Annotated in this window: 20 protein-coding genes; 9 read left to right on the top strand and 11 right to left on the bottom strand. The window is 68.4% G+C overall.

All coding sequences use genetic code 11. The features are described from left to right. The first annotated feature begins 582 nt into the window (after positions 1-582). The 4 genes from BME24068_RS11925 to BME24068_RS11910 all read left to right on the top strand — a co-directional run bounded on the left by BME24068_RS11925 (position 583) and on the right by BME24068_RS11910 (position 6,374). Positions 583-1,323, top strand: a complete 741-nt coding sequence (locus BME24068_RS11925) for a gluconate 2-dehydrogenase subunit 3 family protein (RefSeq protein ID WP_096498926.1) — start codon at positions 583-585, stop codon at positions 1,321-1,323. Next, entirely contained in the window at positions 1,323-3,101 is a 1,779-nt protein-coding gene (locus BME24068_RS11920; protein WP_174926173.1) for a GMC family oxidoreductase, read from the top strand. The genes BME24068_RS11925 and BME24068_RS11920 overlap by 1 nt, the downstream gene beginning before the upstream one ends. Further along, positions 3,098-4,504 (top strand): c-type cytochrome, encoded by a 1,407-nt coding sequence (locus BME24068_RS11915; protein WP_174926172.1) that lies wholly within the window; start codon positions 3,098-3,100, stop codon positions 4,502-4,504. The genes BME24068_RS11920 and BME24068_RS11915 overlap by 4 nt, the downstream gene beginning before the upstream one ends. Before the next feature lie 154 nt (positions 4,505-4,658). Next, the gene (locus tag BME24068_RS11910) at positions 4,659-6,374 is read left to right on the top strand and encodes a cation:proton antiporter domain-containing protein (protein ID WP_096498920.1); all 1,716 of its coding nucleotides are present in this window, start codon (positions 4,659-4,661) and stop codon (positions 6,372-6,374) included. A gap of 80 nt (positions 6,375-6,454) precedes the next feature. On the opposite strand, the gene BME24068_RS11905 is transcribed toward BME24068_RS11910, so the two are convergent. Both BME24068_RS11905 and BME24068_RS11900 read right to left on the bottom strand, forming a co-directional pair. After that, positions 6,455-8,350 carry a peptidoglycan D,D-transpeptidase FtsI family protein gene (locus BME24068_RS11905; RefSeq protein ID WP_174926171.1) on the bottom strand — a complete coding sequence of 632 codons (1,896 nt, stop codon included), beginning with the start codon at positions 8,348-8,350 and terminating at the stop codon, positions 6,455-6,457. Between the two features lie 379 nt (positions 8,351-8,729). Continuing rightward, positions 8,730-9,077 carry a DUF3564 family protein gene (locus BME24068_RS11900; protein WP_096498916.1) on the bottom strand — a complete coding sequence of 116 codons (348 nt, stop codon included), beginning with the start codon at positions 9,075-9,077 and terminating at the stop codon, positions 8,730-8,732. Positions 9,078-9,734: 657 nt separating this feature from the next. Here BME24068_RS11900 and BME24068_RS11895 point away from each other — a divergent pair. Further along, positions 9,735-10,934, top strand: a complete 1,200-nt coding sequence (locus tag BME24068_RS11895; protein ID WP_174926170.1) for an SDR family oxidoreductase — start codon at positions 9,735-9,737, stop codon at positions 10,932-10,934. A gap of 85 nt (positions 10,935-11,019) precedes the next feature. On the opposite strand, the gene hpaR is transcribed toward BME24068_RS11895, so the two are convergent. Then, complete coding sequence (gene hpaR, locus BME24068_RS11890) at positions 11,020-11,460, bottom strand: homoprotocatechuate degradation operon regulator HpaR (RefSeq protein WP_174926169.1); 441 nt, start codon at positions 11,458-11,460, stop codon at positions 11,020-11,022. 135 nt (positions 11,461-11,595) lie between these two features. Continuing rightward, positions 11,596-12,405 (bottom strand): AraC family transcriptional regulator, encoded by an 810-nt coding sequence (locus BME24068_RS11885; protein ID WP_096498909.1) that lies wholly within the window; start codon positions 12,403-12,405, stop codon positions 11,596-11,598. Positions 12,406-12,500: 95 nt separating this feature from the next. On the opposite strand from BME24068_RS11885, the gene BME24068_RS11880 reads away from it, so the two are divergent. Both BME24068_RS11880 and BME24068_RS11875 read left to right on the top strand, forming a co-directional pair. Next, complete coding sequence (locus tag BME24068_RS11880) at positions 12,501-12,752, top strand: hypothetical protein (protein WP_174926168.1); 252 nt, start codon at positions 12,501-12,503, stop codon at positions 12,750-12,752. Positions 12,753-12,782: 30 nt separating this feature from the next. Continuing rightward, positions 12,783-13,754: a quinone oxidoreductase family protein gene (locus BME24068_RS11875; protein WP_174926167.1), complete on the top strand. Its 972-nt coding sequence runs from the start codon at positions 12,783-12,785 to the stop codon at positions 13,752-13,754. A gap of 88 nt (positions 13,755-13,842) precedes the next feature. Here BME24068_RS11875 and BME24068_RS11870 read toward each other — a convergent pair whose 3' ends face one another. From BME24068_RS11870 to BME24068_RS11855, 4 genes are all read right to left on the bottom strand, one after another. Beyond that, the gene (locus tag BME24068_RS11870; RefSeq protein WP_174926166.1) at positions 13,843-14,934 is read right to left on the bottom strand and encodes a porin; all 1,092 of its coding nucleotides are present in this window, start codon (positions 14,932-14,934) and stop codon (positions 13,843-13,845) included. Positions 14,935-15,093: 159 nt separating this feature from the next. Further along, complete coding sequence (locus BME24068_RS11865; RefSeq protein WP_174926165.1) at positions 15,094-16,161, bottom strand: ABC transporter ATP-binding protein; 1,068 nt, start codon at positions 16,159-16,161, stop codon at positions 15,094-15,096. Next, positions 16,154-17,926 (bottom strand): ABC transporter permease, encoded by a 1,773-nt coding sequence (locus BME24068_RS11860; RefSeq protein ID WP_096498899.1) that lies wholly within the window; start codon positions 17,924-17,926, stop codon positions 16,154-16,156. Before BME24068_RS11860 ends, BME24068_RS11865 begins: the two co-directional genes overlap by 8 nt. A gap of 114 nt (positions 17,927-18,040) precedes the next feature. Then, a complete protein-coding gene (locus BME24068_RS11855) occupies positions 18,041-19,141 on the bottom strand; it encodes an ABC transporter substrate-binding protein (protein ID WP_096498897.1) in 1,101 nt (366 codons plus the stop codon). A 123-nt stretch (positions 19,142-19,264) separates the two neighbouring features. Here BME24068_RS11855 and BME24068_RS11850 point away from each other — a divergent pair, with 123 nt between their 5' ends. After that, positions 19,265-19,939 carry a response regulator gene (locus tag BME24068_RS11850; RefSeq protein WP_096498895.1) on the top strand — a complete coding sequence of 225 codons (675 nt, stop codon included), beginning with the start codon at positions 19,265-19,267 and terminating at the stop codon, positions 19,937-19,939. 55 nt (positions 19,940-19,994) lie between these two features. Further along, the gene (locus tag BME24068_RS11845) at positions 19,995-21,410 is read left to right on the top strand and encodes a sensor histidine kinase (RefSeq protein WP_174926222.1); all 1,416 of its coding nucleotides are present in this window, start codon (positions 19,995-19,997) and stop codon (positions 21,408-21,410) included. Between the two features lie 189 nt (positions 21,411-21,599). Here BME24068_RS11845 and BME24068_RS11840 read toward each other — a convergent pair whose 3' ends face one another. From BME24068_RS11840 to BME24068_RS11830, 3 genes are all read right to left on the bottom strand, one after another. Continuing rightward, positions 21,600-22,466, bottom strand: coding sequence for an MOSC domain-containing protein (locus BME24068_RS11840; RefSeq protein ID WP_096498893.1), 867 nt, complete (start codon positions 22,464-22,466; stop codon positions 21,600-21,602). 91 nt (positions 22,467-22,557) lie between these two features. Beyond that, entirely contained in the window at positions 22,558-23,511 is a 954-nt protein-coding gene (locus BME24068_RS11835; RefSeq protein WP_174926164.1) for an ABC transporter substrate-binding protein, read from the bottom strand. 44 nt (positions 23,512-23,555) lie between these two features. Then, entirely contained in the window at positions 23,556-24,737 is a 1,182-nt protein-coding gene (locus BME24068_RS11830) for a c-type cytochrome (protein WP_096498889.1), read from the bottom strand. Positions 24,738-24,773 lie beyond the last annotated feature (36 nt).

The raw sequence follows: 24,773 nt of genomic DNA, 5'->3' as shown, positions 1-24,773 counted from the left end.
CGGCGTGTAACGCAACGGGGCGGCTCGGGAACGGGCATCGCGGTGCCGTGACGTGAAGCCGCGCGCGTCCGCGAAATAGCGCGGGGCCGCGAAACCGGCGCTCAATCGCCCGGCGCCCGGCGTGCCCAATGCACCGTTCTTGTGCGTTCCACAAATCATCTTTCCGATTGTTGCGATTTTCGATGTAATGAATTGCATCCAGCCCTTTGGAACTGGAACCGGTTCCATTTATAATTCGCGGCACTCGTCGCCGGGCCCGAAATGAGGGTCGTGCACGTTGCGCTTGCCGTCGGCCCGCGCGGCGTCTAAGTTGAATCAGGGTCAGGCGGGCGGGCACGGGCCGACAGGCCGTATTTGTCCGCTCAGACCCGCGAAGAGGTCGATCCGCGCGGCGCTCCGAAACCGGCGCAGCGCGGTTGCATGACGGCTAGGCCGCGCAGCGCGCGGCCGGCGCCCGTATCGAGGTTGTTCGCAGCACAGCAAGAACAAGGACGGCCGGCCGCGTGCGGCATGGCTATCGTGGCGGGCACGCCGCATCCGGAATGCGCGGGCTCGAACGCTCCCCAACGATCAACATCCGACATGTCCACGCCACCAGACAAACCCAATTCGCGTCGCCGCTTCCTGCGCACGTCGGTCGCGCTCGTGCCGATCGCTTCGGTCGCCGGCTGCGATCTGCGCCCGTCGTCATCGTCCGCCACCACGGCGGACAACGCATCGGCTGCGGCGGCCGGCGCCGAGCGCGCTCCGTACAAGCCGACTTTCTTCGATGCGAAGGAGTGGGCGTTCGTCCAGGCCGCCGTCGACCGGCTGATCCCGGCCGATGCCGAAGGCCCCGGCGCACTCGAATCCGGCGTGCCCGAATTCATCGACCGCCAGATGGAAACCCCGTACGCAAACGGCGCGACCTGGTACATGCAGGGGCCGTTCCAGCAGGGCGTGCCCGAGCTCGGCTATCAGCTGAAGCTCGTGCCGCGCGACATCTATCGGCTCGGCATCGCGGCGGTCAACCGCTATAGCGAAAAGAACCACGGCAAGGCGTTCGCCGATCTCGACGCCGCGACCCGCGACACCGTGCTCGGCGAGCTGGAGAAGGGCAGCGCGCAGATCGACGACGTGCCGTCCGCCGTGTTCTTCGGCCAGTTGCTGCAGAACACGCGCGAAGGCTACTTCTGCGATCCGGTGCACGGCGGCAATCACGACATGGCCGCGTGGAAGATGATCGGGTTCCCGGGCGCGCGCGCCGACTTCATGGATTTCGTCAACCAGAGTGGCAAGCCGTATCCGTACGGCCCGGTCTCGATCAACGGGGAGCGTACCTGATGGCCGCAGAAAAGAAGCCGCATGTCGATGCGGTGATCGTCGGCTTCGGCTGGACCGGCGCGATTCTCGCGAAGGAACTGACCGAAGCGGGCTTGAACGTCGTCGCGCTCGAGCGCGGCGAGTATCGCGACACCTATCCGGACGGCGCGTATCCGAACACGATCGACGAGCTGACCTACAACATCCGCAAGAAGCTGTTCCTCGACCTGTCGAAGACGACCGTGTCGATCCGCCACGGCGTGCAGGACACCGCGCTGCCGTACCGGCAGCTCGCGGCATTCCTGCCGGGCGAAGGCGTCGGCGGTGCCGGGCTGCACTGGTCGGGCGTGCACTTCCGGATCACGCCGGAGGAACTGCGCCTGCGCAGCCACTACGAAGAGCGCTACGGCAAGAAGTTCATCCCCGACGGGATGACGATTCAGGACACGGGCGTCAGCTACGACGAGCTCGAGCCGTATTTCGATTTCGCGGAGAAAGTGTTCGGCACGTCGGGCCAGGCATACAAGGTCGGCGGCAAGGTGGTCGGCGACGGCAACGTGTTCGAGGCGAACCGCAGCGACAACTTCCCGCTGCCCGCGCAGCTCAACACGTATTCGGCGCAGCGCTTCTTCGATGCCGCGCAATCGCTCGGGCTGCATCCGTACCGGCTGCCGTCGGCGAACACGTCGGGGCCGTACACGAACCCGTACGGCGTGCAGATGGGGCCGTGCAATTTCTGCGGCTACTGCAGCGGCTACGCGTGCTACATGTATTCGAAGGCATCGCCGAACCTGAACATCCTGCCCGCGCTGAAGCAGGTGCCGAACTTCGAATTGCGTTCGAAGTGCCACGTGCTGCGCGTCGATCTCGACGATACGAAGAAGCGCGCGACGGGCGTCACTTACGTCGACCCGGCCGGCCGTGAAGTGCATCAGCCGGCCGATCTCGTGATCGTCGCCGCGTTCCAGTATCACAACGTGCACCTGCTGCTGCTGTCTGGCATCGGCAAGCCGTACGACCCGATCTCGGGCGAAGGCGTGGTGGGCCGCAATTTCGCGTACCAGAACCTGTCGACGATCAAGGCGTTCTTCGACAAGGACACCTTCACGAACCCGTTCATCGGCGCGGGCGGCAACGGCGTCGCGGTGGACGACTTCAACGCCGACAACTTCGATCACGGCCCGCTCGGCTTCGTCGGCGGCTCGCCGCTGTGGGTGAACCAGGCCGGCGTGAAGCCGATCAGCGGCATCGCGACGCCGGCCGGCACGCCGCAGTGGGGTTCGGCGTGGAAGAAGGCCGTGAAGGACAACTACGCGCACACGATCTCGATGGACGCGCACGGCTCGAACATGTCGTACCGCGACGTGTACCTCGATCTCGATCCGACCTATCGCGACTCGTACGGCCAGCCGCTCTTGCGGATGACCTTCGACTGGAAGGACAACGACATCAAGATGGCGCAGTACGTGACGGGGCAGATGAAGAAGATCGCGGAGGCGATGGGGCCGAAGTCGATCGGCGTGTCGACGCGCGAGTTCGGCAAGCATTTCGATTCGCGCGCCTACCAGACGACTCACCTGGTCGGCGGCGCGATCATGGGCACCGATCCGAAGACGAGCGTGCTGAACCGCTACCTGCAATGCTGGGACGTGCACAACGTGTTCGTGATGGGCGCCTCGGCGCTGCCGCAGGGCATCGGCTACAACCCGACCGGGATCGTCGCGGCGCTGGCCTACTGGTCGGCCCGCGCGATTCGCGAGCAATACCTGAAAAATCCCGCCCCGCTGGTGACCGCATGAAGAGGACAGTGAACCACTACGCCGCGCGCCACGTGTCGCGCGCACTGGCGATCGGTACGGCATGGGCCGCGTTCGGTCTCGCCGGCGGGTCGGCGTTCGCGCAACCGGCGTCGCCGGCGGCGGCCGGCCCGGCGGCCGCACCGGCCCGGTCGGCCGACGCGGACCTCGTCAAGCGCGGCGAATATCTCGCCCGCGCGGGCGACTGCATCGCGTGCCACACCGAGGTCGGCGGCAAGCCGTTCGCGGGCGGACTGAAGTTCGATACGCCGATCGGCGCGATCTACTCGACCAACATCACACCGGACGCGAAGACGGGCCTCGGCGGCTGGACGCTCGACGACTTCACCCGCGCGGTGCGCGAGGGCGTGCGCAAGAACGGCGACACGATGTACCCGGCGATGCCGTTCCCGTCCTATGCGCGCCTGTCCGACGACGACGTGAAGGCGCTGTACGCGTACTTCATGCACGGTGTCGCGCCGGTCGAGCACGAGAACCGCAAGGTCGACATCGTGTGGCCGCTGTCGATGCGCTGGCCGCTGGCGTTCTGGCGCAAGCTATTCGCGCCGACGCCGAAGCCGTTCGATGCGGCGCAGTACAGCGACCCGGTGATCGCACGCGGCGCGTATCTCGTGCAGGGTCTCGGCCATTGCGGCGCATGCCACACGCCGCGCGCGGTGACGATGCAGGAGCGCGCGCTGACGGACGCGGGCGGGCTCGACTTCCTGGCGGGCGGCGCGGCGATCGACGGCTGGGTGCCGACGAGCCTGCGCGGCGAACAGCGCACGGGGCTCGGCACGTGGAACGAAACCGAGATCGTGCAGTTCCTGAAGACGGGCCGCACGCTGCGCACGGCCGCGTTCGGCGGGATGACGGACGTGGTCGGCCACAGCATGCAGCACATGAATGACGAGGACCTGACCGCGATCGCGCGCTACCTGAAGACGTTGCCGCCGCGCGTGCAGGGCGAACAGCCGCACGTGTACGACGCGGCCGCCGCGAAGGCGCTGCAAGGCGGCGACGCGAGCAAGCCGGGCGCGGCCGTCTATCGCGACAACTGCATGGCCTGCCACCGCAGCGACGGCCACGGCTACACGCGCGTGTTCCCGGCGCTCGCGGGCAATCCGGTCGTGCAGGGGGGCGATCCCACGTCGCTGATCCACGTCGTGCTGGAAGGCAGCGCGCTGGAGGGCACGCGAACGGCGCCGTCGACCTTCACGATGCCGCCGTTCGGCTGGCGCCTGTCGGACCAGGAAGTCGCCGACGTGTCGAACTTCGTGCGGACGAGCTGGGGCAACACGGGCGCGCCGGTTACGGCCGCGCAGGTCGCGAAGGTGCGCAAGAGCGTGCCGTCGACCCGGCCCGAGCCGCCGCCGGGCGCGCGGTTCCCGCAGGCGGCGCGCTAACGCCGCGCAGCGCTGCCCGTCCGGCCGGGGTTGCACCCCGCAATGGCGCGCCACCGCGTGAAATTTTCGCGGCGGCGCGCCATTTTTTTCGTGTCATCCCTTATCCTTTGCTTCTTGAACCTTACTAAATAGTTACAAGAACTCGGGAGGGGGGATGCCTCATGACGTCAGCCTGATTGCACTGCTCGCGGCCGGTTTCGGTCTCGCGATGATTTTCGGTTACTTCGCGTCGCTGCTGAAGATGCCGCCGCTGGTCGGCTATCTGCTCGCCGGGATCGTGATCGGCCCCGGCACGCCCGGTTTCGTCGGCGATCTGTCGCTCGCGCAGCAGCTCGCGGAAGTCGGCGTGATGCTGCTGATGTTCGGCGTGGGCCTGCATTTCTCGCTCGGCGACCTGCTCGCCGTGCGCAAGATCGCGCTGCCCGGCGCCATCGTCCAGATTACCGTCGCGACGCTGCTCGGCGGCGGGCTGGCGCTCACCTGGGGCTGGAGCCTCGGTGCGGCGCTCGTGTTCGGGCTCGCGCTGTCGGTCGCGAGCACCGTCGTATTGTTGCGCGCGCTCGAAGGGCGCGGGCTCGTCGAGACGGTCAACGGCCGCATCGCGGTCGGCTGGCTCGTCGTCGAGGATCTCGTGATGGTGCTGGTGCTCGTGCTGCTGCCGCCCGTCGCGGGGCTGCTCGGCGGCACGCCGCCCGGCGACGTGCACGCGGCCGGCGGCAGCGTGTGGAGCACGCTCGGCATCACGATGCTGAAGGTCGCCGCGTTCATCGCGCTGATGCTCGTGGTCGGCAAGCGCGTGTTTCCGCGGATCCTGTGGCTCGTCGCGCGCACCGGCTCGCGCGAGCTGTTCACGCTGTGCATGATCGCGGCCGCGGTCGGCATCGCGTTCGGTGCGGCGAAATTGTTCGACGTGTCGTTCGCGCTCGGCGCGTTCTTCGCCGGGATGATGATGCGCGAGTCGGAGTTCAGCCGGCGCGCGGCCGACGAGACGCTGCCGCTGCGCGATGCGTTCTCGGTGCTGTTCTTCATTTCGGTCGGGATGCTGTTCGACCCGAAGGTGCTGCTCACCGAGCCGCTGCACGTGATCGAGGTCGCGGCGATCGTGCTGATCGGCAAGACGCTTGCGGCGGTCGCGCTCGTGATCGCGTTCCGTTACCCGCTGAACACCGCGCTGACGGTCGGCGCGGGCCTCGCGCAGATCGGCGAATTCTCGTTCATCCTCGCGGGGCTCGGCCGCGCGCTCGGGCTGCTGTCGGCCGAAGGGCAGAGCCTGATTCTCGCGGTCGCGCTGATTTCGATCGCGATGAACACGCTGCTGTTCGCGATGATCGACCCGGCGCTCGCCTGGATTCGCAAGCATTCGGCCTTTGCGCGCAAGCTCGAGGCGCGCGACGATCCGCTCGCCGCGCTGCCGATGTCCACGCCGCAGACCCACCTGACGGGGCAGGTCGTGATCGTCGGTTACGGGAAGGTCGGCACGCGGATCGCGCACGCGCTGGACGAGCGCGGGATCGCCTATGTCGTCGTCGAGCAGAATCGCGAACTCGTCGAGAAGCTGCGCGCGGACGGCGTCGCGGCCGTGTCGGGCGATGCGATCGAGCCGATCGTGCTGGTCCAGGCGCATATCGCGCGCGCCGGGATGCTGGTCGTCACGCTGCCGGATGTATTCGACGTGCGGCAGATCGTCGAGATCTCGCGCACGCTGAATCCGGCGCTCGAGGTCGTGCTGTGCACGAACAGCGGCGACGAGGCCGCGTTGCTGTCGAGCGAGGGCGTCGGTACCGTGTTCACGGGCGAGAGCGAGCTCGCGCGCGGGATGACCGAGCACGTGCTCGGCAGGATGGCGAAGCCGGTGGCGGCTGCGCACTGACAGGCGGGGCGGCGGCGCGGCGAACGCAGCATGCTTTCGCCGCGCACATGACGCGCATGGCGCAGCGCCGCCCGGTGGCGTCAGCTTGCCGCCGCCTTGGCCTGCACGGCCGCGCCGGATTGCGCGGCCGTCTTCATCGAAGCCGGCGCGTTCTGCGCGGCTGCCGTTTTCGGTTGCACGGCGGCCTTCGGCGCCGCGACCGTCTTGTGCGGCACGATTGCCTTGGCCTGTGCGTTCGGCTCGGGGTCGACCGGCGCATCGGGCGGCACGCCGAGCAACTGCAGCGAGCCGCTCGTGACCGACGAGAACACCGGGCCGGCCACCGTGCCGCCGTAGTAGCCCTTGCCGCGCGGCTCGTCGATCATCACCGCGACGATCAGGCGCGGATTGCTCATCGGCGCCATCCCCGCGAACAGCGCGCGGTACTTGCCCTTCGCATACGACGCGCCGACCTGCTTGCGCGCCGTCCCCGTCTTGCCGCCGATCCGGTAGCCGTCGACGCGCGCCCGGCGCCCGGTGCCGCCTTCGCCGACTGCCGACTCCAGCATCGTGCGGATCGCCGCCGCCGTTTGCGGCGAGGTCACGCGGTGGCCGCGATGCGCGTCGATCGACTGCTGATCGGTGCCGTTCTTCAGCAGCGACACGGGGTGCAGCGTGCCGTCGCCGGCGTACGCGGTGTAGGTCTGCGCGATCTGCAGCAGCGACATCGACAGGCCGTAGCCGTACGCCATCGTCGCCTGTTCGATCGGCCGCCAGCGCTTGTAGCCGCGCAGGCGGCCCGACGCGACGCCCGGGAACGTCAGCTCCGGCGCGCGGCCGATCCCGTATTCCTGATACTTGTTCCAGATGGTTTCGGCGGGCAGGTTCAGCGCGAGCTTCGCGAGCGCGACGTTGCTCGACTTCTGCAACGCCTGCGAGACGGTCAGCGCGCCGTGGTTCGACGTGTCGTGAATCACGGCCGGGCCGATCTTGTAGGTGCCCGGCGACGTGTTGATGATCGTGTTCGGCGTGACCTTGCGTTCGTCGATCGACAGCGCGACGACGAGCGGCTTGATCGTCGAGCCGGGCTCGAACGTGTCGATCACCGCGCGGTTGCGCAGTTGCTGGCCGGTGAGCCGGGCGCGGTCGTTCGGGTCGAAGGTCGGGTAGTTCGCGAGCGCGAGGATTTCGCCGTTCTGCGCGTCGAGCACCACGACGCTGCCGGCCACCGCGTTGTTCTCGATCACCGCGGCCTTCAACTGGCTGAACGCGAGCTGCTGGATGCGCCGGTCGATCGTCAGTTCGATCGTCGCGCCGTGCTGCGCGGGCACGAGCGGGCGCGTGTCCGACACGATGCGGCCGAGCCGGTCGCGGATCACCTCGCGCTGCCCGGCGGTGCCCAACAGCCGCGCATTCGCCGCGAGCTCGACGCCTTCCTGGCCCTTGTCCTCGACGTTCGTGAAGCCGACCACGTGCGCGGCCGATTCGCCTTCCGGATAAAAGCGCTTCGAATCGGCGATCTGCGTGATGCCGTCGATGTCGAGCTTGTCGAGCCGGCTCGCGGTCTCGGCGTCGATCTGCCGCTTGAGCAGCACGAACGTACGGTCGTTGCGCAGGCGGCGCTTCACTTCAGCGAGCGGCATGTCGAGCAGCTTCGAGATCTGCGGATAGTCGGTTTCGGCGACCTGTTTCGGGTTCGCCCAGATTTCATAGGTCGACAGGCTGACCGCGAGCATCGCGCCGTTGCGGTCGACGATGCGGCCGCGCATCGCGTCGAGCTCGATCGTGCGCTGGTAGCGCTTCTGGCCTTGCCCGACATAGAAATCCTGGTTCGCGACCTGCACCCAGAAGGCGCGTCCGATGAGCGCGGCGAAACCGAGCGACACCAGGATCACGACCAGCTTCGAGCGCCACATCGGCAGGCGCGACGCGAGCATCGGGTGTTTGGTCGCGGCTGCGTACGGATCGGCGGGGTGGGTCTTCTTTTTTACGCTCATGCAAGGGCCGGGTCGGGCCGCCAGGCGGCGGCTGGGTCAATCGGAATAATGCGATTGTAATAAATGAGTAAACATCATGTGGGGAAAGTGTGGGCCGGCGCGGGAAAAGACGGCGGTTTCACCGGGCGATGAGGGCAAAACGGGGGAAGGAGCGGGGCAAGTCGGCACAGCGCCGTTCGTGACGCGGGCCCGGGATCATGACGGACGGCGGATGCGGATACCGGCGGCGCGGGTGAATTAACCCGGCCCCGATTGTTTTTTTGAAGTCCGCAATAAAAAAGCGCCACGAATCGAGGCGCTGTTATTGTTGAATATCGAAATGAATATCGTTGAAACTGGAATAAACCCGAAAGCCGCTGAGGATTGCCGTCGCGAATACCTATCGCGCGACGGAAATAAATTCGTGGTATTCGGGTTCGACCTTGCAATGATCGACCGCCTGCAGTCGCCATGCACCGTCCGGGTGCTCGCCGGCGAGTACGGCGGGGCCCTGTTCGCGCTGTGTCGCATCGAACGACAGGCCCTTCAACTGGCACACGGCGCTGCCGCCGTCGGCCGCGCAGAGCGCCATTGCGCCTTCCACGTCCCGGACTTTGCCCCAGGTCGGAAGGTCGATGCCCTGATGTGCTTCGCGCGACCACAGCCCCTCGTCGGTATCGACCCACAGCACCGCGAATGCATGTCGGGTTGCCGATTCACTGCCATTAATCCGAATGGTGAGGCGCATTGGATCGTCTCCTGAGAAAATGACACATTCGACCGTTTTGGTTTGAACAGTCTAGATAGACTGTCACGAAACGCAAGCGATAATCCGCAATAAATCCGAATGAAGTCTATTGTCGTTTCGTATGAAACGACGTCTGACGATTCCGGTCGATTCCGTCGCTGCGCGCAAACGCAGACGGCACCGTGCCGGGCGTGCGACAAGCCGCCGCTGAAGCAACCACGACATGCGATGACCGGCCGAAGGGCGCGTCGATCTGTCGCGCCGCGATGGCGGCCGACGTGATGGTGTGGCGGCGGGTCCGGCGGCGCCGCAAACCCGGCCCGGCGGCCGCCGGATCGGACGTTTCGTCGATGTGACGGCATGGCCCGCGCGACACACTCAGACATTCGCGCACAAATCCACACACTTTCACGAAACTTTCGGGACAGACTTGCATGCGTTCGGGCCCCACACTGGGACTTTCCCGATCTGCGCCATGGACGCCCGTCCGTGGCGGGCTGTCGCCGCCTCGTGCCAGAGGCGCGATCGATGCGGTCGCGGGCCACACGCCCGATCGGGACGGCCGGGGCGAGCATCGGCCCTGGCCCGGCCCACGGCAGTGCGCGGCCCCGAGCGGGGCAGCTTTGCCGTCCGGCCGACCCTTCGAAGGAGACTATCGTGCTGATCTGGAAAACCGCGTTGTCGCTCAACTGGCGGACCAGCCTCGTGTCGCCGGCCAGCGCACCGGTCGCGGCGGCCAACGTCAGCCGGCTGGTGCTGACCGGCGCCACCGGCTTCATCGGCAGTACCGTGCTGACGGCGCTCGTCAACGCGGGGTTGCTCGACCGTATCGTGTGCGTCGTGCGCGCGGAGAACCGCGGCCATGCGGTCGCGCGGCTGCGTGAAGCGGCGCTGCGCGCGGGGCTCGCGCCGTACTGGGCGTCGCGCCTGGGCGATGCGAACGTGATCGTCGGCGCGCTCGGCGACGTGTGGCAGGGCGCGGATGCGTCGCGTCTTGCCGGCACGACGCACGTGATTCACTGCGCGGGCCATGCATCGCCGGCCGACGGCGCGCACCTGCAGACGGACATCGCCGATTCGCTGTCCTTCGCCGCCCGTTTCGCGCGCGCGCCGCGGCTGCGGCGTTTCGTGTACGTCGGCACGGCCTATGCGCATGCGGGCCGTGGCGGGATCGTGCAGGAGGACGTCGCGACCGACGCGGCGCCCGACGACGAAGCGCTGCCCGGCGCGGTATTGGCGGCCGACTACCTGCATGCGAAGGCGCAAACCGAGCAACGCCTGCGCGAGCTCGGGCTGCCGCTCGTCGTCGTGCGTCCGTCGCACGTCGTCGGACACACGGTGCTCGGCACGCGGCCCGCGCCGAATTCGTTCTGGATGTTCCGTGTCGCGCATGCGGCGCGCCGCTTCACGGCCCGGCCGATGACGCGCATCGACATCGTGTCGGTCGACGACGTCGCGCGCGCGACGATGCTGCTCGCCGTGAAGCCGACGCTGATGCACGACGTGTATCACGTGTCGGCGGGCGACGAGGCGCCGCAGGTCGCGCAGATCGTTCGCGCGATGGACGACGCGGCGGGCATGACGGGCGCGCCGCGCTACGCGGCCTGTGCGCCGGCCGAGTTGCCGCTCGTGGTGCGTGACGTGCTGGGGCGGCCCGATCCGGCGCTCGAGCGCGTGATCGGCCGGGCGCTGCAGCGTTGCGCGGAATTCGCGACGGTCGATCGCGTGTTCGACAACCGTCGCGTGCGCGACGAAATCGATTTCGAACCGTTGCCGTTCATCGATTACGTCGAGGAGTGCATGCGGACGTCACGCGGCGTCGCGGTGACCGAGCTGATGCGCGGCGCGCTGCAATGAGCCGGGGCGAGTCAGGTCACGCGCACGGCCGGCATGCGCCCCGAACCGGCGCCGCCGGTTCCGGTTGGCCGCCGTCCGGCGCCGCCTAGGGCGCGTTGCCGAGCTCGATCAGCCGGTCGAGCGCGCGATAGATGTCGTCGAGGCCGTCCGAGCCGAAGCGCGCTTCGAGCTGCCGATACTGCTCGTCGATGCGCGGACCGATTTCGGTCACCAGATTCCTGCTTTGCGGCGTCAGGCTCACCAGCAGCCGGCGCTGATCTTCCTGCGCGCGCGTGCGGGTAATCAGCCCGTCCCGTTCCATGCGTTCCAGCACGCCGGTGAGGCTCGGGCTGAGGATGCAGCAGCGGCGCGCGATCTGGCCGGCTTCGAGCGCGTGCGCCGGTTCGCCGTCGAGCACGCGGATGATCCGCCATTGCTGTTCGGTCAGCGCAAATTCCTTGAGAATGGGGCGGAACAGGCCCATCAGCGTTTCGCGGGCCTCGAGCAGCAGCATGGCCAGATTACGATGGTCGAGCGTACGGTTCATCGGGTCGGAAGTAGGCGGGGGACGCATCAATCTTAACAGCCGGCGGTGATGAATTTCATGTCTCAGGGTAATCGAGGTTGCTGGCGTGCGATTGTTTACTTCATATATTAACCACAGGCGACCGCCGCGAACGGGTTATGACCGGCTTTCGCCATTCCCGGCTTCGCCTCTCGCAGGCGCCAGATATTTCCCCGGCGTGGTGCCCATCGCGCGCCGGAACATGTCGATGAACGCACTGACGTTGTCGTAGCCGAGATCGAGGGCGATCGTCGTGACCGGCACGCCGTCCGCGATTCTCTCGAGCGCGCGCAGCAGCCTCGCCTGCTGACGCCACTGCGCGAACGTCAGCCCCGTCTCGGCGACGAAGCGGCGGCTCATCGTCCGTGCGCCGATGCCCGCCCATTCGGCCCATTCTTCCAGCCGCCGGTTGTCCGCGAGGTTCGTGGCCAGCGCGTCGGCAATACGCATGAGCCGCGGGTCCCGCGGCCGCACCAGCCCCAGCGACTCGACTTCCGCGACGGCGATTTCATCGAGGATCACCTCGGCGATCCGCGTTCGAGCCGCATCGAGTTCCGAACCGCCCCAGCTTGCCGCGCGCTGTACGGCCGCGTGCAGCAGCGGCGTCGTGCGGATCGCTCGCGGCGTGTCCGGCAGCGTCGCGCAGCGTGCCTCGGCGACGAACGCCGACCAGCCTGAAATCGGCCCGAACGAGCGCAGCGAATGCCGGCAATGCGGCGGAATCCAGATTGCGTGGATCGCCGGCACGACCCAGTCCTGATCGTCGAGACCGATCGTGAGCAACCCGCTCAAGGCGCCGACCAACTGGCCGCGCGCATGCGCGTGCGGCGCGGTCACGCGCGGGTCGCGTTGCGACAGGACGGCCGCGACGACGAACGGGCCGTCGTCGGATGCGACGAAGCGGGCGGGCAGGAGGGGATCTGACATGGCCGGATATCGGTATCGAATGGCTGTTATACCGGAGATCGGCCGGTGATGCGCGCCTACACTGCGTCCATCGATGACAACCGGAGTGCGACACCATGCGAGCCGAACAGATGCTTCCCGACCATGCCGACCGGATCGAAGTCGGTGGAACGACGATCCGCAAAGGTACCGTCGGTGCGTTCCTGGTCAACGCGCGCGTGCTGACCGATCCGAACGCGGCGTCCGCCGAACGGGCGCGCGCCGAGGCCGATGCGGCCGCTGCGCTGCCCGCGTTGCGGGCGCTCGGCCTGTTCGACGTGCTGGAAGTACGCGATCCCGCGCTGCGCGCGTGGCTCGATGCCCGCTAAAGGCCGACCGTCCGAGTCGAAGGAGCCACCATGAAAGCTGCAGTCGTGAAGGGGGCCGGCGAGCGTCCCGTCCATATGGAATTCGAATCGCCGCGCGCGATGCCGGATCATTGCCTGATCGACGTGACGGCATCCGCGCTGAGCCGGCTCGCACAGGCGCGTGCGTCGGGCACCCATTATTCGTCGGGCGGGCGTTATCCGTTCGTCGTGGGTGTCGACGGTGTCGGCCGCCGCGGCGACGGCCAACGCGTCTATTTTTTCGGCCCGCCCGCACCGTTCGGCGCGATGGCCGAGCGTACGATCGCACCCGACGCGCATTGCGTGCCGCTGCCGGACGCGCTCGACGACGTCACGGCCGCGGCGATCGCGATTCCCGCGATGTCATCGTGGGCGGCGCTGACCGAGCGTGCGCGCCTGGCTCCCGGCGAGACGGTGCTGGTCAACGGCGCGACGGGCGCGTCGGGACGGCTCGCCGTGCGGATCGCGAAGCACCTCGGCGCCGCGAAGGTCGTCGCGACAGGCCGCAATGCGGGCGCCCTGGAGGCATTGCAGCACGCGGGCGCGGATGCGGTCGTTTCGCTGCGGCAGGACGACGCGCATCTGGCGCGTGCGCTCGAACCGCATTTTCGTGCGGGCGTCGACGTCGTGCTCGACTATCTGTGGGGCGCCAGCGCACAGGCGTTGCTGATTGCCGCGGCAAAGGCGACGCCCGCCGGCCGCCGGTTGCGTTTCGTGCAGATCGGATCGATCGGCGGCGCGGACGTGCTGCTGCCGGGCGCCGTCCTGCGTGCGACGGCGATCGAACTGATGGGCAGCGGCCTCGGCAGCGTGTCGCTGCCGCGGTTGCTGGTCGCCGTGCGCGGCGTGTTCGGCGCGGCCGACGCGGCGGGCCTCGCGATCGACACGCGTGCGGTGCCGCTGTCGGCTGTCGACGAGCACTGGGCGGATGCAGACAGTCAGGTGCGGCCGGTGTTTACGATGCGCGGCGGGGGAGCGTGGTGAACGTTCACCGGCCCTCGACCGCGCCGCCCCGCCCGCCGGCGGAGGGCGGAAGGGCGGCAATCGCACGTCGCCGCCCGTTGCGTCAAACTCAGAACCGCTGCTGAATCCCGGCCGTCACGCCGACCTGCGTCGTCCCGTATCCGTCAAAGTCGCGCGACACGCCGACCTTCTCCCCATGCTGCGCGATCGCGAACGCGCCGGCCGCATACAGCACCGTGCGCTTCGACAACGCATATTGCGCGCGCACCGACACCAGCGTCGGGTCCGCATCGCTGCCGCCCTTGATGTTCTGGTGATAGACGGCCGCGATCAGCGAGAACGTCGGCGTGAACCGGTACGACCCGCCCAGCCAATACATGTCGCTCAACTGATTCGCCGCGCTCGTGTGATACGTGCGCCGATAGTTGCGATAGCCGGCCATTGTCTTCAGGTTGCCGAAGTCGTAGCTCAGGCCCGCATGGATGCCCTGGATAGTGTTGACGGTATCGGCCGGCGTGACGCTGTCGGCCGCGCCGTTCTGCCGGTCGAACGTGACGACCGCGGCGAACGGGCCCGTCTCGTAGCCGAGCGCGAAGTCGTACTTCGAGCTGGTCTTCACGCTGCCGGGCACGTTGCCGAAGCCGTACAGCGCGCCGAACTTGAAGCCGCCGAATTCGCCGTCGTAGCGCACGGCGTTCGACGAGCGCGTGAAGAGGCCGTCCTTGCGGCCGCCGGTCGCCATCGACGACGTCGCCCACGAGTAGTTCTGCGCATAACCCATCGGGTCGAACGGCAGCATGTAGTCGTAGGTGACGGTGAAGTTGCGGCCGAGCGACAGCTCGCCCCATTTGCCTTTCAGGCCGACCGTCGCGCGGCGCGCGAAGATCGAATCGGCGCCGTCGTCGAACGTGCCGTTCGCGAGGTCGATCCCGCTTTCGAGGCGGAACACGGCCTTCAGCCCGCCGCCGAGATCCTCGACGCCGCGCAGGCCCCAGCGCGACGTGTTCTTGTTGCCGGATTTCAGCTTGAACGAATTGCCGCCGTCGGGCGCCGCGTGATTCGCGTATTCGATGCCGGCATCCATGATCCCGTACAGCGTGACCGACGACTGCGCATGCGCGGCGCTTGCCGCGAGGCCGGCGGCGACGGCCGAGCCGGTCAGGACGGCGGTGCGAAGGGAACGTTCTGCGCGTGACTTCATTGACGGTGTCTCCTTGGTTTCTTGTGGGTCGGGGTAAAACGGGTACGCCGCGCGCAGCCGTCCGCGGCGGACGCAGGGAAGCGTCCGCCGATCGCGTGTGTCGGGACGGGATGCGCGCTGGAATGCATGCGCGGCGGCGCGCGCGCCACCGCGCCGGGGTCAGCCCGCTTTCGCGAACGCCCAGCAGTCGTTGGCCGGGAATTCGATCCAGTGCTTGCCGGCCGCGCGCGGCACGTGGCCGAATGCGCGCAGGCGCATCTCGCCGCAATGGAACAGGTATTCCCAGCGGTCGCCGAGATACATCGACGTGACGAGATCGGCCTGCAGCCGGTTCGCGCCCGGGCCGTCGGCGACCTGCACGCGCTCGAGACGGATCACGGCCTGCGCGTCCTGGCCCGGCGCAAAGGTGTCGCGGGCGAGCGCCTGCAGCTCCCAGCCGTCGCCGGCGAGGGTCACGCGCTCGCCGGCGACGGCTGCGACGCGCGCGTCGATCCGGTTGTTGCTGCCCATGAATTCGGCGGTGTACAGCGAGCGCGGCGCGCCGTACAGCTCGGCCGGCGTGCCTTCCTGTTCGATGCGGCCGTTGCGCAGCAGCAGGATGCGATCGGACATCGCCATCGCTTCGGTCTGGTCGTGCGTCACGCAGAGCGCCGACAGCCCGAGCGACACGATCAGCTCGCGCAGCCACGCACGCGCTTCCTCGCGCAGCTTCGCATCGAGGTTCGACAGCGGCTCGTCGAGCAGGATCACCGGCGGGTTGTAGACGAGCGCGCGCGCGATCGCGACGCGCTGCTGCTGGCCGCCCGACAACTGGTGCGGAAAGCGTTCGGCGAGATGGCCGAGGCCGAGCTGGTCGAGCGCGGTCTGCACGCGGCGCTTCTGTTCGGCCGGCGCGACGCGGCGCAGCTTGAGTCCGTAACCGACGTTGTCGGCGACGGTGCGGTGCGGCCACAGCGCGTACGACTGGAACACGAGGCCGAGCGAGCGCTGTTCGACGGGCAGGTCGACGCGCTGCGCGCCGTCGAAGAACACGCGCTCGTCGAGCTGGATGCGCCCGTCAGACGGCTGTTCGAGGCCGGCCACCGCGCGCAGCAGCGTGGTCTTGCCGCTGCCCGACGCGCCGAGCAGGCACACGACTTCGCCGGCCTTCAGTTCGAACGACACGCCCTTGAGGATCGGGTTGGCGCCGTAGCTGAGGTGCAGGTCGTCGACGATGAGCTTATCCATGAAGTTTCACTCCGAAACGCAGGGCCACGCCGAGACCGGCGCCGACCATCGCGATGTTGATGACAGAGAGCGCGGCGACCTGGTCGACGGCGCCGGTCGCCCACAGCGACACGAGCAGCGCGCCGATCACTTCGGTGCCGGGCGACAGCAGATAGACGGCGGTCGAGTATTCGCGCTCGAAGATCATGAAGATCAGCAGCCACGCGGCGAGCAGGCCGAACCGCACGAGCGGCAGCGTGACGTCGAGCGACACGCGGCTGCGCGTCGCGCCGACGCTGCGGCCGGCTTCCTCGAGCTCGGGGCCGACCTGCAGCAGCGCGCTCTGGATGAGCCGCATCCCGTATGCGAGCCACACGACCGTGTACGCGATCCAGATGCTCCACATCGAGTTCTTCAGCTCGCGCAGGCCGGGGACGAACAGGAAGATCCACAGGAACGCGAGACCGGCGAGCAGGCCCGGCACCGCGCGCGGCAGCAGCACGAGGTAGTCGAGCAGCTTGGTCGCCCAGTCGTGGCGGCGGTGGCCGGCGAACGCGACGAGCGAGTAGAAGCCGACCGCGAGCGCGCCGCCGATCACGCCGATGCCGAGCGTGTTGACGATCGCGCGCACCAGGTTGTCCTGCTCGAACAGCTCGGTGAAGTTCGACAGCGTCAGCACTTCGGCGAGCGCGACGCCTTCGCCCCAGTTGGTCACGAACGCGCGCAGCACGATGCCGGAGATCGGCACGATCACGGTCAGCATCAGCCACAGTGCGACGATCGCGAGCGCGACCCAGCGCCAGACGCCGAGCGGCAGCACCGTCGCGCGGCCGGCCTTGCCCTTGACGGTGACGAAGCGGTTGGCCGTCTTCAGCAGGCGGCGCTGCAGCAGCACGAGCGGGAACGTGATCGCGACGATGCACACCGCGACCGCGGCCATCAGGTGATACGACGGCACGCCGAGCTTGTTGGTCAGCTTGTACAGGTAGGTCGCGAGCACGAGGTGGCCTTCCGGATCGCCGAGCACGAGCGGCAGCCCGAACACCTCGAAGCCGAGGAAGAACACGAGCACGCCGGCGAACAGCAGCGCGGGCATCGTCATCGGCAGGCTCACGTCGAGCGCGACGCGGAACGGGCGGGCGCCCGTCACGCGCGCGGCTTCCTCGACGTCCGAGCCGAGGTTGCGCAGCGCGGCCGACGAATACAGATACACGTGCGGCACGTGCGTGAGGCCGACGATCACCGTGATCGCGAAAATCGAATACACGTTCCAGGGCACGTTCTGCACCCCGAACAGTTCCTTGAACCACACCGAGTAGAAGCCGACCGGGCCGGCCGCGACCACGTAGCCGAACGCGAGCACCATCGGCGACACGAACACGGGCGTGAGCAGCAGCGGTTCGAGCCAGCGGCGGCCGGGCAGGTCGGTGCGCACCATCAGGAACGCGAGAATGCCGCCGAGCGGGATCGAGATGAACAGCATCCCGCCGGCGATGATGAACGAGTTCTTCACGGCCGACCAGAAGTCGGGGTCGGTGAAGATGAAGCGGAAGCCTTCGATGCCGAGCGTCTTGTTCGCGTCGAAGAACGGCGCGGACAGGAAGCTCTGGAACAGGATGAAGCCGAGCGGCAGCGCGACCGCGATGGTGAGCACCGCGACGACGATCCAGCGCAGCATGCCGGCGAGCGGCTGCAGGCTGTTGGCCGGCAGCGCGGGGATCGCGCCGCCGTGGCCGGTGGAGGGCGGTGCGGCCGGCGCCGTTGCCCGTGTGCTGGTTGAAAGCATGAGTTCACCCCTGCGGCCATCCGGATGGCCGCCTCTAGGAAGTCGGTAAGGGGAAGAGGCCGCCGCGCGCGAAGTGCGGCGGCGGCGCGTGGCCGGCCGAAGCCGGTCAACCGGTCAGCGCTTGATCGCCTGCTGCCATTGCTTCAGGAACGCGAGGCGCTTCGACTGGTCGAGATAGACGAGCAGGCCGGTGCCGATCTGGATCGGCTTCAGCGAGTCGCCGAGTTCCTTCGTGAGGCTCGCGGCCGACGTTTCGCCGCTCACGTCCGTGCGGATCGCGTACAGGTTCGCCTGGTTCGCGATCAGCGTCTGGCCGCGCTTCGACAGCAGGTAGTCGACCCACAGCTTCGCGGCGTTCGGGTTCTTCGCCTTCTTCGAGATCGTCGCGAGGCGGCTCACGACCTGCGTGTAGTCCTTCGGAAACACGTAGCCGATCGACTTGTCCTTCTTCGCCTTCGCATAGGCATACGAGCCGATGATGTTGTAGCCGATCAGGTTCTCGCCCGACGAGATCCGCTCCATCATCGCGCCGGTGCTCGACTGCAGCTTCGGGCCGGTCGCGCCGATCGCCTTCACGAGCTCCCACGTGACCTTCTCGTTCACGTGCGCGTCCTGCGTCAGGTAGTTGAAGCCGACGCCCGACTTCTCGATGTCGTAGGTCGTGACCTTGCCCTTGAACTTGTCGGCCTGCGTGGCGAGCAGCTTGATGAGATCGGCGCGGGTTTTCGGCACTTCGTTCTCGGGGATCAGGCGCTTGTTGTAGACGATCGCGAGCGGCTCGAACGTCGTGCCGTACGCCTGCTTCTGGTACTGCGCCCATTGCGGCACGTTCGGGCTTTCGGGCGAATCGTACGACGCCATCAGCCCGTCGTTGACGAGCTTGACCTGCAGGTCCATCGCCGAGCTCCACAGCACGTCGGCGCTGGTGCTGCTCGCCGCGTTCTCGCTGATGTAGCGGTTGTACAGCTCGGTGCTGTTCATGTCGTTGTACTCGACCTTCACGCCGTACAGGCTTTCGAAGTCCTTGATCAGCGGGCGGACGAGGCCCGTGTCGGTCGTCGAGTAGACGATCAGCTTGCCTTCCTTCTTCGCGGCGTCGACCACACCCTGGTAGTTACCCGGATACCCGGCCGGAACCTGCGCGGCGGCGCCACCGGCGGCGGTGCCCAGGACGATCGCCAGCGCGGCGGCGAGGTGCTTCGGTGCAAACGGCATGTCTTCCTCCAGTTACCTGTGTGTTGTTCGAGTGCTGCGGATGTTAATTGCGACGCACTTTCAGCCCGCTTTCATTTCGGTTCACAATAGCGGCCTTTGAGTCATGGATTTCCCGAGGTTCCCATGCGTGTGCTGCTCGTCGAAGACAACCCGAACCTGGCGCAATCGCTGAACGACGCGCTGAGCGCCGCGCGTTTCGCGGTCGATCACATGGCGGACGGGGAGGCGGCGGATCACGTGCTGCGCACGCAGGATTACGCGCTGGTGATCCTCGATCTCGGGCTGCCGAAGCTCGACGGGCTCGAGGTGCTGCGGCGGCTGCGCGCGCGCCGCAATCCGGTGCCGGTGCTGATCCTCACCGCGCACGGCTCGGTCGAGGACCGCGTGAAGGGGCTCGACCTCGGGGCCGACGATTATCTCGCGAAACCGTTCGAATTGACCGAGCTGGAGGCGCGCGCCCGCGCGCTGATCCGGCGCAGCCTCGGCCACGAGCATTCGCAGGTCGAATGCGGGACGCTGTCGTACGACAGCGTCGATCGCAGTTTCCGCCTCGCCGGCGAACCCTTGTCGCTCACGCCGCGCGAGCGCTCGGTGCTGGAGGTGCTGATCCTGCGCAACGGCCGCGCGATCAACAAGGAAACGCTGTCGGAAAAGATCTTCGGGCTCGACGAGTCGGTCAACGCGGATGCGATCGAGATCTACGTGTACCGGCTGCGCAAGAAGCTCGAGAACACCGGCATCGCGATCGTCACGCTGCGCGGGCTCGGGTATCTGCTCGAAGCGAAGGCGGCGGAATGAACCACCTCCGCGCCCGCGCTCGGCCCGTCGCCGCTGCGGCCCGGCGGCACGCATGATGCGTCGTCCGAACCTGCGCACGCAGGTCGCGCTGTGGCTGCTGCTGCCGCTGCTCGGGCTGCTCGCGCTCGACTCGTGGCTCACGTACCAGCGCGCGATGAGCGCCGCGCACGTCGCGTTCGACCGCACGCTGTCGTCGTCGCTGAAGTCGATTCGCGAAGGCGTGCGGCTCAACGAGGGCGAGATCGAGGTCGACCTGCCGTATCTCGCGCTCGAGATGTTCGAGTCGGGCGACGGCGGCAAGATCTACTACCTGATCCGCGAAGACAACGGCCGCACGATCACCGGCTATCCGGACCTGCCGCTGCCGCAGGGCGACGGCGCGCTGTTCGCGACGCGCTACTACGACGTCGTCTATCGCGGAGAGCAGTTGCGCATGGCCGCGCTGCGCGTGCCGGTGCACGACGTGCCGACCGCGCAGACGCGCATCGTCTGGGTGATGGTCGGCGAGACGATCGAGGCGCGCCAGGCGCTCGCGCGCGAGATCCTGATGGGCTCGCTGCTGCAGGAGGGGCTGCTCGTCGTGCTCGCGCTCGGGATCGTGTGGCTCGGCGTCGGGCGCGGGTTGCGGCCGCTGAACCGGCTGTCGGCGACGGTCGCCGCGCGCAGCGACGCCGATCCGACGCCGCTCGACACCGGCGGCATGCCGAGCGAGCTCGCGCCGCTCGTCGAGTCGATCAACCAGTACATCGGCCGCACGCAGCGGATGCAGGTCGCGCGCCGGCGTTTCTTCGCCGATGCGGCCCATCAGCTGAAAACGCCGCTCGCGGCCGTGCAGGCCGGCGTCGAGTTGGCGTTGCGGCCCGACGAGCAGCCGCGCGTGAACGTGCATCTGCGGCGCGTGAACGGCGCGGTGCGGCAGGCCGCGAAGATCGTCCAGCAGTTGCTGTCGCTGTCGCGGCTCGAGTCGGACAGCGGCCAGGCCGTCGCGCACCAGCGGCTCGCGCTGCACCGGCTCGCACGCAGCGTGACGCTCGACTGGTCGCCGGTTGCCCGCGCGCGCGACATCGATCTCGGGTTCGAGCACGAGGCCGATGTCGACGTGCTCGGGCAGCCGGACCTGCTCGGTGAAATGATCGGCAACCTGATCGACAACGCGATCCGCTACTCGGGCGATCGCGCGGTGATCACGGTGCGTGTGTCGCGCGACGGCGAGCACGCGCGGCTCGACGTGATCGACAACGGGCCGGGTATTCCGGCCGGCGAGCGCGACGCGGTGTTCGAGCGCTTCCATCGAGGCAGCAAGACGCAGACGGTCGAAGGCACGGGCCTCGGGCTGTCGATCGTGCGGGAGATCGCGCGCGTGCATCAGGGCAGCGTGACGCTGGCGGATGCGATGGGCGGCGGGCTGGTCGTGACGATCTTGCTGCCGCTGGCGCAAGCCGACGGGCGTGTGCCGCAGGAGGGCGCGTGACGGACGGCCCGGCGCGCGCGCCGATGCGCGCGTCGACCTCGGCGATCCGTTCAGCGGCTACGACGGGGCGCGCATTGCGGCCGCGCGTGCCGCAGCGAGCGGGCGGGGAACGGGACGTGATCGTCGGCGCGAGGTTCGACCGGTCTACCGGCTATTCGGGCGACGGCGATACGGTTCCATGAGCGCCGCTCAATCGCCGAAGCCGATCTCCGCCTCGACTGCCTGCCCGACCTCGAGCCATGCGCCCGCGCCTTCGACGACGATCGCGTTGATGCCGAACGTCAGCGCGTCTTCGTAGTTCGGGTTCGCGCGATAGGTCTGCATCGTGTCGGTCGGCTCGTGCGGCCACGCCGGGTTCGGTGCGCCGGTTGCCTGGTCGATCGTCGGCATCGGGCAGCGCGTGCACAGCTTCACGAGGCGCAGCCGCACGGGCGTCGCGCCGTCGGCGTCGAGATGTTCGACGAAATCCTCTTCGTATGCATCGAGATCCGACACGACGATGTTCGGACGGAAACGGTTCATCGGAATCGCCGGCGCGCCTTTCGCGGCGAGCTTCGCGTTCAGGTCGTCGAGCGACGACTGGCCGATCACGAGCAGCGGATAGCCGTCCGCGAACTGCGTGTGCGTATCGATGTCGCCGGTCCATTTGCGGTTGCAGCCGCGGCGTGCGTCGGCGCCGAAGCGCGCGAGCTTCAGCGGCACGCCGAGGAATTCGGTGAGCCACGCGGCCGTTTCGGCGCCGGTGTCGATCGCGTCGACGGTGTCGCGCCAGACGGTCGCGGCCATCTTCGGCGTCGCGGGCGTCGCATCGCCGTCGAGCGGCGTGCGGATCTCCGGCATGCCCGGCGCGTTCAGCACCAGCGCATCGCTTTCGAGCGCGGTGCGGATCAGCGCGAGGCGCGGGTGCGTGCGTTGCGTGATCATCATCCCGTCCGGGGTCGTGATCAGCCAGTGGCGATCGTAGGCGAGGCCCGTTTCGAGCAGCTGCGAGCGCGACAGCGCGATGCCGGCGCAGGATTTGATCGGATAGACGAAGAGTTCGGAGATGGCTGGCATGACGCTGGCGGACAGGCGAGGTGGGTCGAATCGCGATTGTGCCAGATCGGGCGAAAGCCGTTCGGGCGGTTGCGCACCGCCGCGCGGCCGCTCACGCCAGCGGAAAACCGAGGTCGAACGTCGCGCGCACGTCGAGCGGCTGGCGCAGCAGCCCGGCCTTCAGGTAGAAGTCTGCCGTGCGCTGCTGCTCGGCGATCACCGTCGCGTCGATCGCCTGCCAGCGCGTGTTGCGGCGCTCGAACTGCAGCTTCGCGGCGGCCGGCGGAATGCCGATGATGCGGGCAAGCGCAGCGGAATACGCGTCGACGTGCCGGTACGACCACACCTGCGCGCGCACGACGCGTTGCACGAAATCGCGCAGCACGTCGCGCTTCGACGCGATCGCCGCGTCGGTTGCCGCGACATAGCTGAGGCCCGACCACAGCCCGCGGCCGTTGACCAGCACGCGCGCGCGGCCGCTCGTTTCGGCGAGCGCGGTGTACGGCTCCCACGTTGCCCACGCGTCGATCGATCCGGTGGCGAGCGCAAGCATCGTGTCGGCCGGCGACAGGAAGCGGAACGACACCGCGTCAGGCGGCAGCCCGGCCGCGTCGAGCGCCTTCAGCGTGACGAAATGGCCGATCGAGCCGCGCGTGGTGCCGATGCGCTTGCCTTTGAGGTCGGCCGCGCCTTTGAGCGTTGCGTCCGGTCGCACGAGCACGGCGGTGCCGTACGGGTCGGAGCGGTTCGCGCCGATTACCTTGATGCGTGCGCCGGATGCGAGCGCGAAGATCACCGGCGCGTCGCCGATCGGCCCGCAGTCGACGGCCGCCGCGTTCAGCGCTTCGGCCAGCGGCGCGGCGGCCGGGAATTCGGTCCACGCGATGTCGTAGGCGAGACCGTTCAGTTCGCCGGCCGCTTCGAGCAGCGCGCGCAGTCCACCTTTCTGGTCGCCGGCGCGCAGCAGCGGCCGGGCGCCCGATTGCGCGTGCAGGGCGGCCGGAGCCAGGGCGACGGTGGCGAGGGCGCTGGCTTGCGCGAGGAACTGGCGTCGGGTCGGATTCATCGTGAAGTTCGGTGAGGGAAATGATTCGGAAGCGGTTCAGGGATTCAATGCGGAAGGCCGGCCTGCACGTCGCGCACCGGTTCGGCATCCACGCGCAGCAGCAGTGCAGTCAGCGGATCGGCGTTCGTGGCGACGGTCGACGGCCGTGCGGTCGCATCCGAGCGGCACAGCAGGTCGTCGGCCGACCAGCCCGCGCTGCCCGGCAACGCACGCGCGCGCAGCCAGCCGCGCCGGTCGGCGAGCAACTGCGTGCCGCCTAGCGTATCGGGCGCCACGCCCGCGATCGTCGCGAACGCTTGCCATGCGCCGGGCGTCGACGCGACGCAGCTCGCACGCGAGCCGCCGGCCAATGGCGCGGGCGTCGCGCCGTCGGTGACGAGCAACGTCTGCCAGCGCGGGTCTTCCGCCGGCGGCGTGCCGCCCGGCGCGAGCGCGACGATGCGCACACGCTGGCCTTCGCGCCAGCGGTCGAGCGGTTGCGGCGCGGCGTTGCCGCAGCGCACGTCGAGCACCGGCAGCGGGACGGGCACGGGCCACGCACCTTCGGCCTGCGCGCCGCTGCCGGCCGACAGCGCTTTCAGGTAATCGAGCACGGCCCAGGTGTCGGCGGGGTCGAGCGTCGCGGCAAAGCCGGGCATCGACGGCGCGCCGTGTCCGTCGTGCGTGCCATGCCGCACGCGCCAGTACAGTTCGCCGTCGAGCCGGCGCGCGAGCAGCGTGCCGGCGAAGGTCGGCGGCCAGTGCGCGAGCGTTGCCGCGAGCGGTCCTTCGCCGCGGCCGTCCGCGCCGTGGCAGGCCGCGCAGTGTTGCGCATACAGATGTGCGCCGTGCATCACGTGTTCCACGGAAAAGGGCGCGGGATTGCGCTGGAAGCTCGTGGGCACGGCGGGTGCGAGCCACAGCGACGACGGCGGCCACGGCGCGAACCACGCGACGGCCAGCGCGGCGATGGCCGACGCCACACGCCACCTGCGCGACGCGATCGCGACGCCCCCAAGCGCGACGGCGAGCGCGGTCGCCGCAACGGCGAACGCGAGCTGCCGCGTGAGCCCCGTGTCGATGCGCAGCGTTTCCAGCGCGATCCGGTGCGCCCACGGCCACGCGGCTTGCCCGTCGGCGTCGCCGGTCAGCCCGGCCGCATGCAGCGCCTGAGATAGCACGGTCTGCACGCGATACAGCAGTTGCAGGAAGACGAGCGCCCAGTCGGCGAATGGCGGCGCGCTCATCGGCACGGCCTTTGCCGCCGCGAACCGGCCAGCCGG

Source organism: Burkholderia anthina, from assembly GCF_902498995.1.
GTDB lineage: Bacteria > Pseudomonadota > Gammaproteobacteria > Burkholderiales > Burkholderiaceae > Burkholderia > Burkholderia anthina.
Note: the sequence above shows the minus strand (reverse complement) of the source record. Positions and strands in the feature narration are given on the sequence as shown.

Coding starts and splice junctions, on each gene's coding strand:
- BME24068_RS11855 (WP_096498897.1), bottom strand. CDS start 19,141: ATGCCGTTTGCACCGAAGCACCTCGCCGCCGCGCTGGCGATCGTCCTG.
- BME24068_RS11830 (WP_096498889.1), bottom strand. CDS start 24,737: ATGAGCGCGCCGCCATTCGCCGACTGGGCGCTCGTCTTCCTGCAACTG.
- BME24068_RS11850 (WP_096498895.1), top strand. CDS start 19,265: ATGCGTGTGCTGCTCGTCGAAGACAACCCGAACCTGGCGCAATCGCTG.
- BME24068_RS11910 (WP_096498920.1), top strand. CDS start 4,659: ATGCCTCATGACGTCAGCCTGATTGCACTGCTCGCGGCCGGTTTCGGT.
- BME24068_RS11845 (WP_174926222.1), top strand. CDS start 19,995: ATGCGTCGTCCGAACCTGCGCACGCAGGTCGCGCTGTGGCTGCTGCTG.
- BME24068_RS11925 (WP_096498926.1), top strand. CDS start 583: ATGTCCACGCCACCAGACAAACCCAATTCGCGTCGCCGCTTCCTGCGC.
- BME24068_RS11840 (WP_096498893.1), bottom strand. CDS start 22,466: ATGCCAGCCATCTCCGAACTCTTCGTCTATCCGATCAAATCCTGCGCC.
- BME24068_RS11920 (WP_174926173.1), top strand. CDS start 1,323: ATGGCCGCAGAAAAGAAGCCGCATGTCGATGCGGTGATCGTCGGCTTC.
- hpaR (WP_174926169.1), bottom strand. CDS start 11,460: ATGAACCGTACGCTCGACCATCGTAATCTGGCCATGCTGCTGCTCGAG.
- BME24068_RS11860 (WP_096498899.1), bottom strand. CDS start 17,926: ATGCTTTCAACCAGCACACGGGCAACGGCGCCGGCCGCACCGCCCTCC.
- BME24068_RS11885 (WP_096498909.1), bottom strand. CDS start 12,405: ATGTCAGATCCCCTCCTGCCCGCCCGCTTCGTCGCATCCGACGACGGC.
- BME24068_RS11880 (WP_174926168.1), top strand. CDS start 12,501: ATGCGAGCCGAACAGATGCTTCCCGACCATGCCGACCGGATCGAAGTC.
- BME24068_RS11835 (WP_174926164.1), bottom strand. CDS start 23,511: ATGAATCCGACCCGACGCCAGTTCCTCGCGCAAGCCAGCGCCCTCGCC.
- BME24068_RS11905 (WP_174926171.1), bottom strand. CDS start 8,350: ATGAGCGTAAAAAAGAAGACCCACCCCGCCGATCCGTACGCAGCCGCG.
- BME24068_RS11915 (WP_174926172.1), top strand. CDS start 3,098: ATGAAGAGGACAGTGAACCACTACGCCGCGCGCCACGTGTCGCGCGCA.
- BME24068_RS11875 (WP_174926167.1), top strand. CDS start 12,783: ATGAAAGCTGCAGTCGTGAAGGGGGCCGGCGAGCGTCCCGTCCATATG.
- BME24068_RS11870 (WP_174926166.1), bottom strand. CDS start 14,934: ATGAAGTCACGCGCAGAACGTTCCCTTCGCACCGCCGTCCTGACCGGC.
- BME24068_RS11900 (WP_096498916.1), bottom strand. CDS start 9,077: ATGCGCCTCACCATTCGGATTAATGGCAGTGAATCGGCAACCCGACAT.
- BME24068_RS11865 (WP_174926165.1), bottom strand. CDS start 16,161: ATGGATAAGCTCATCGTCGACGACCTGCACCTCAGCTACGGCGCCAAC.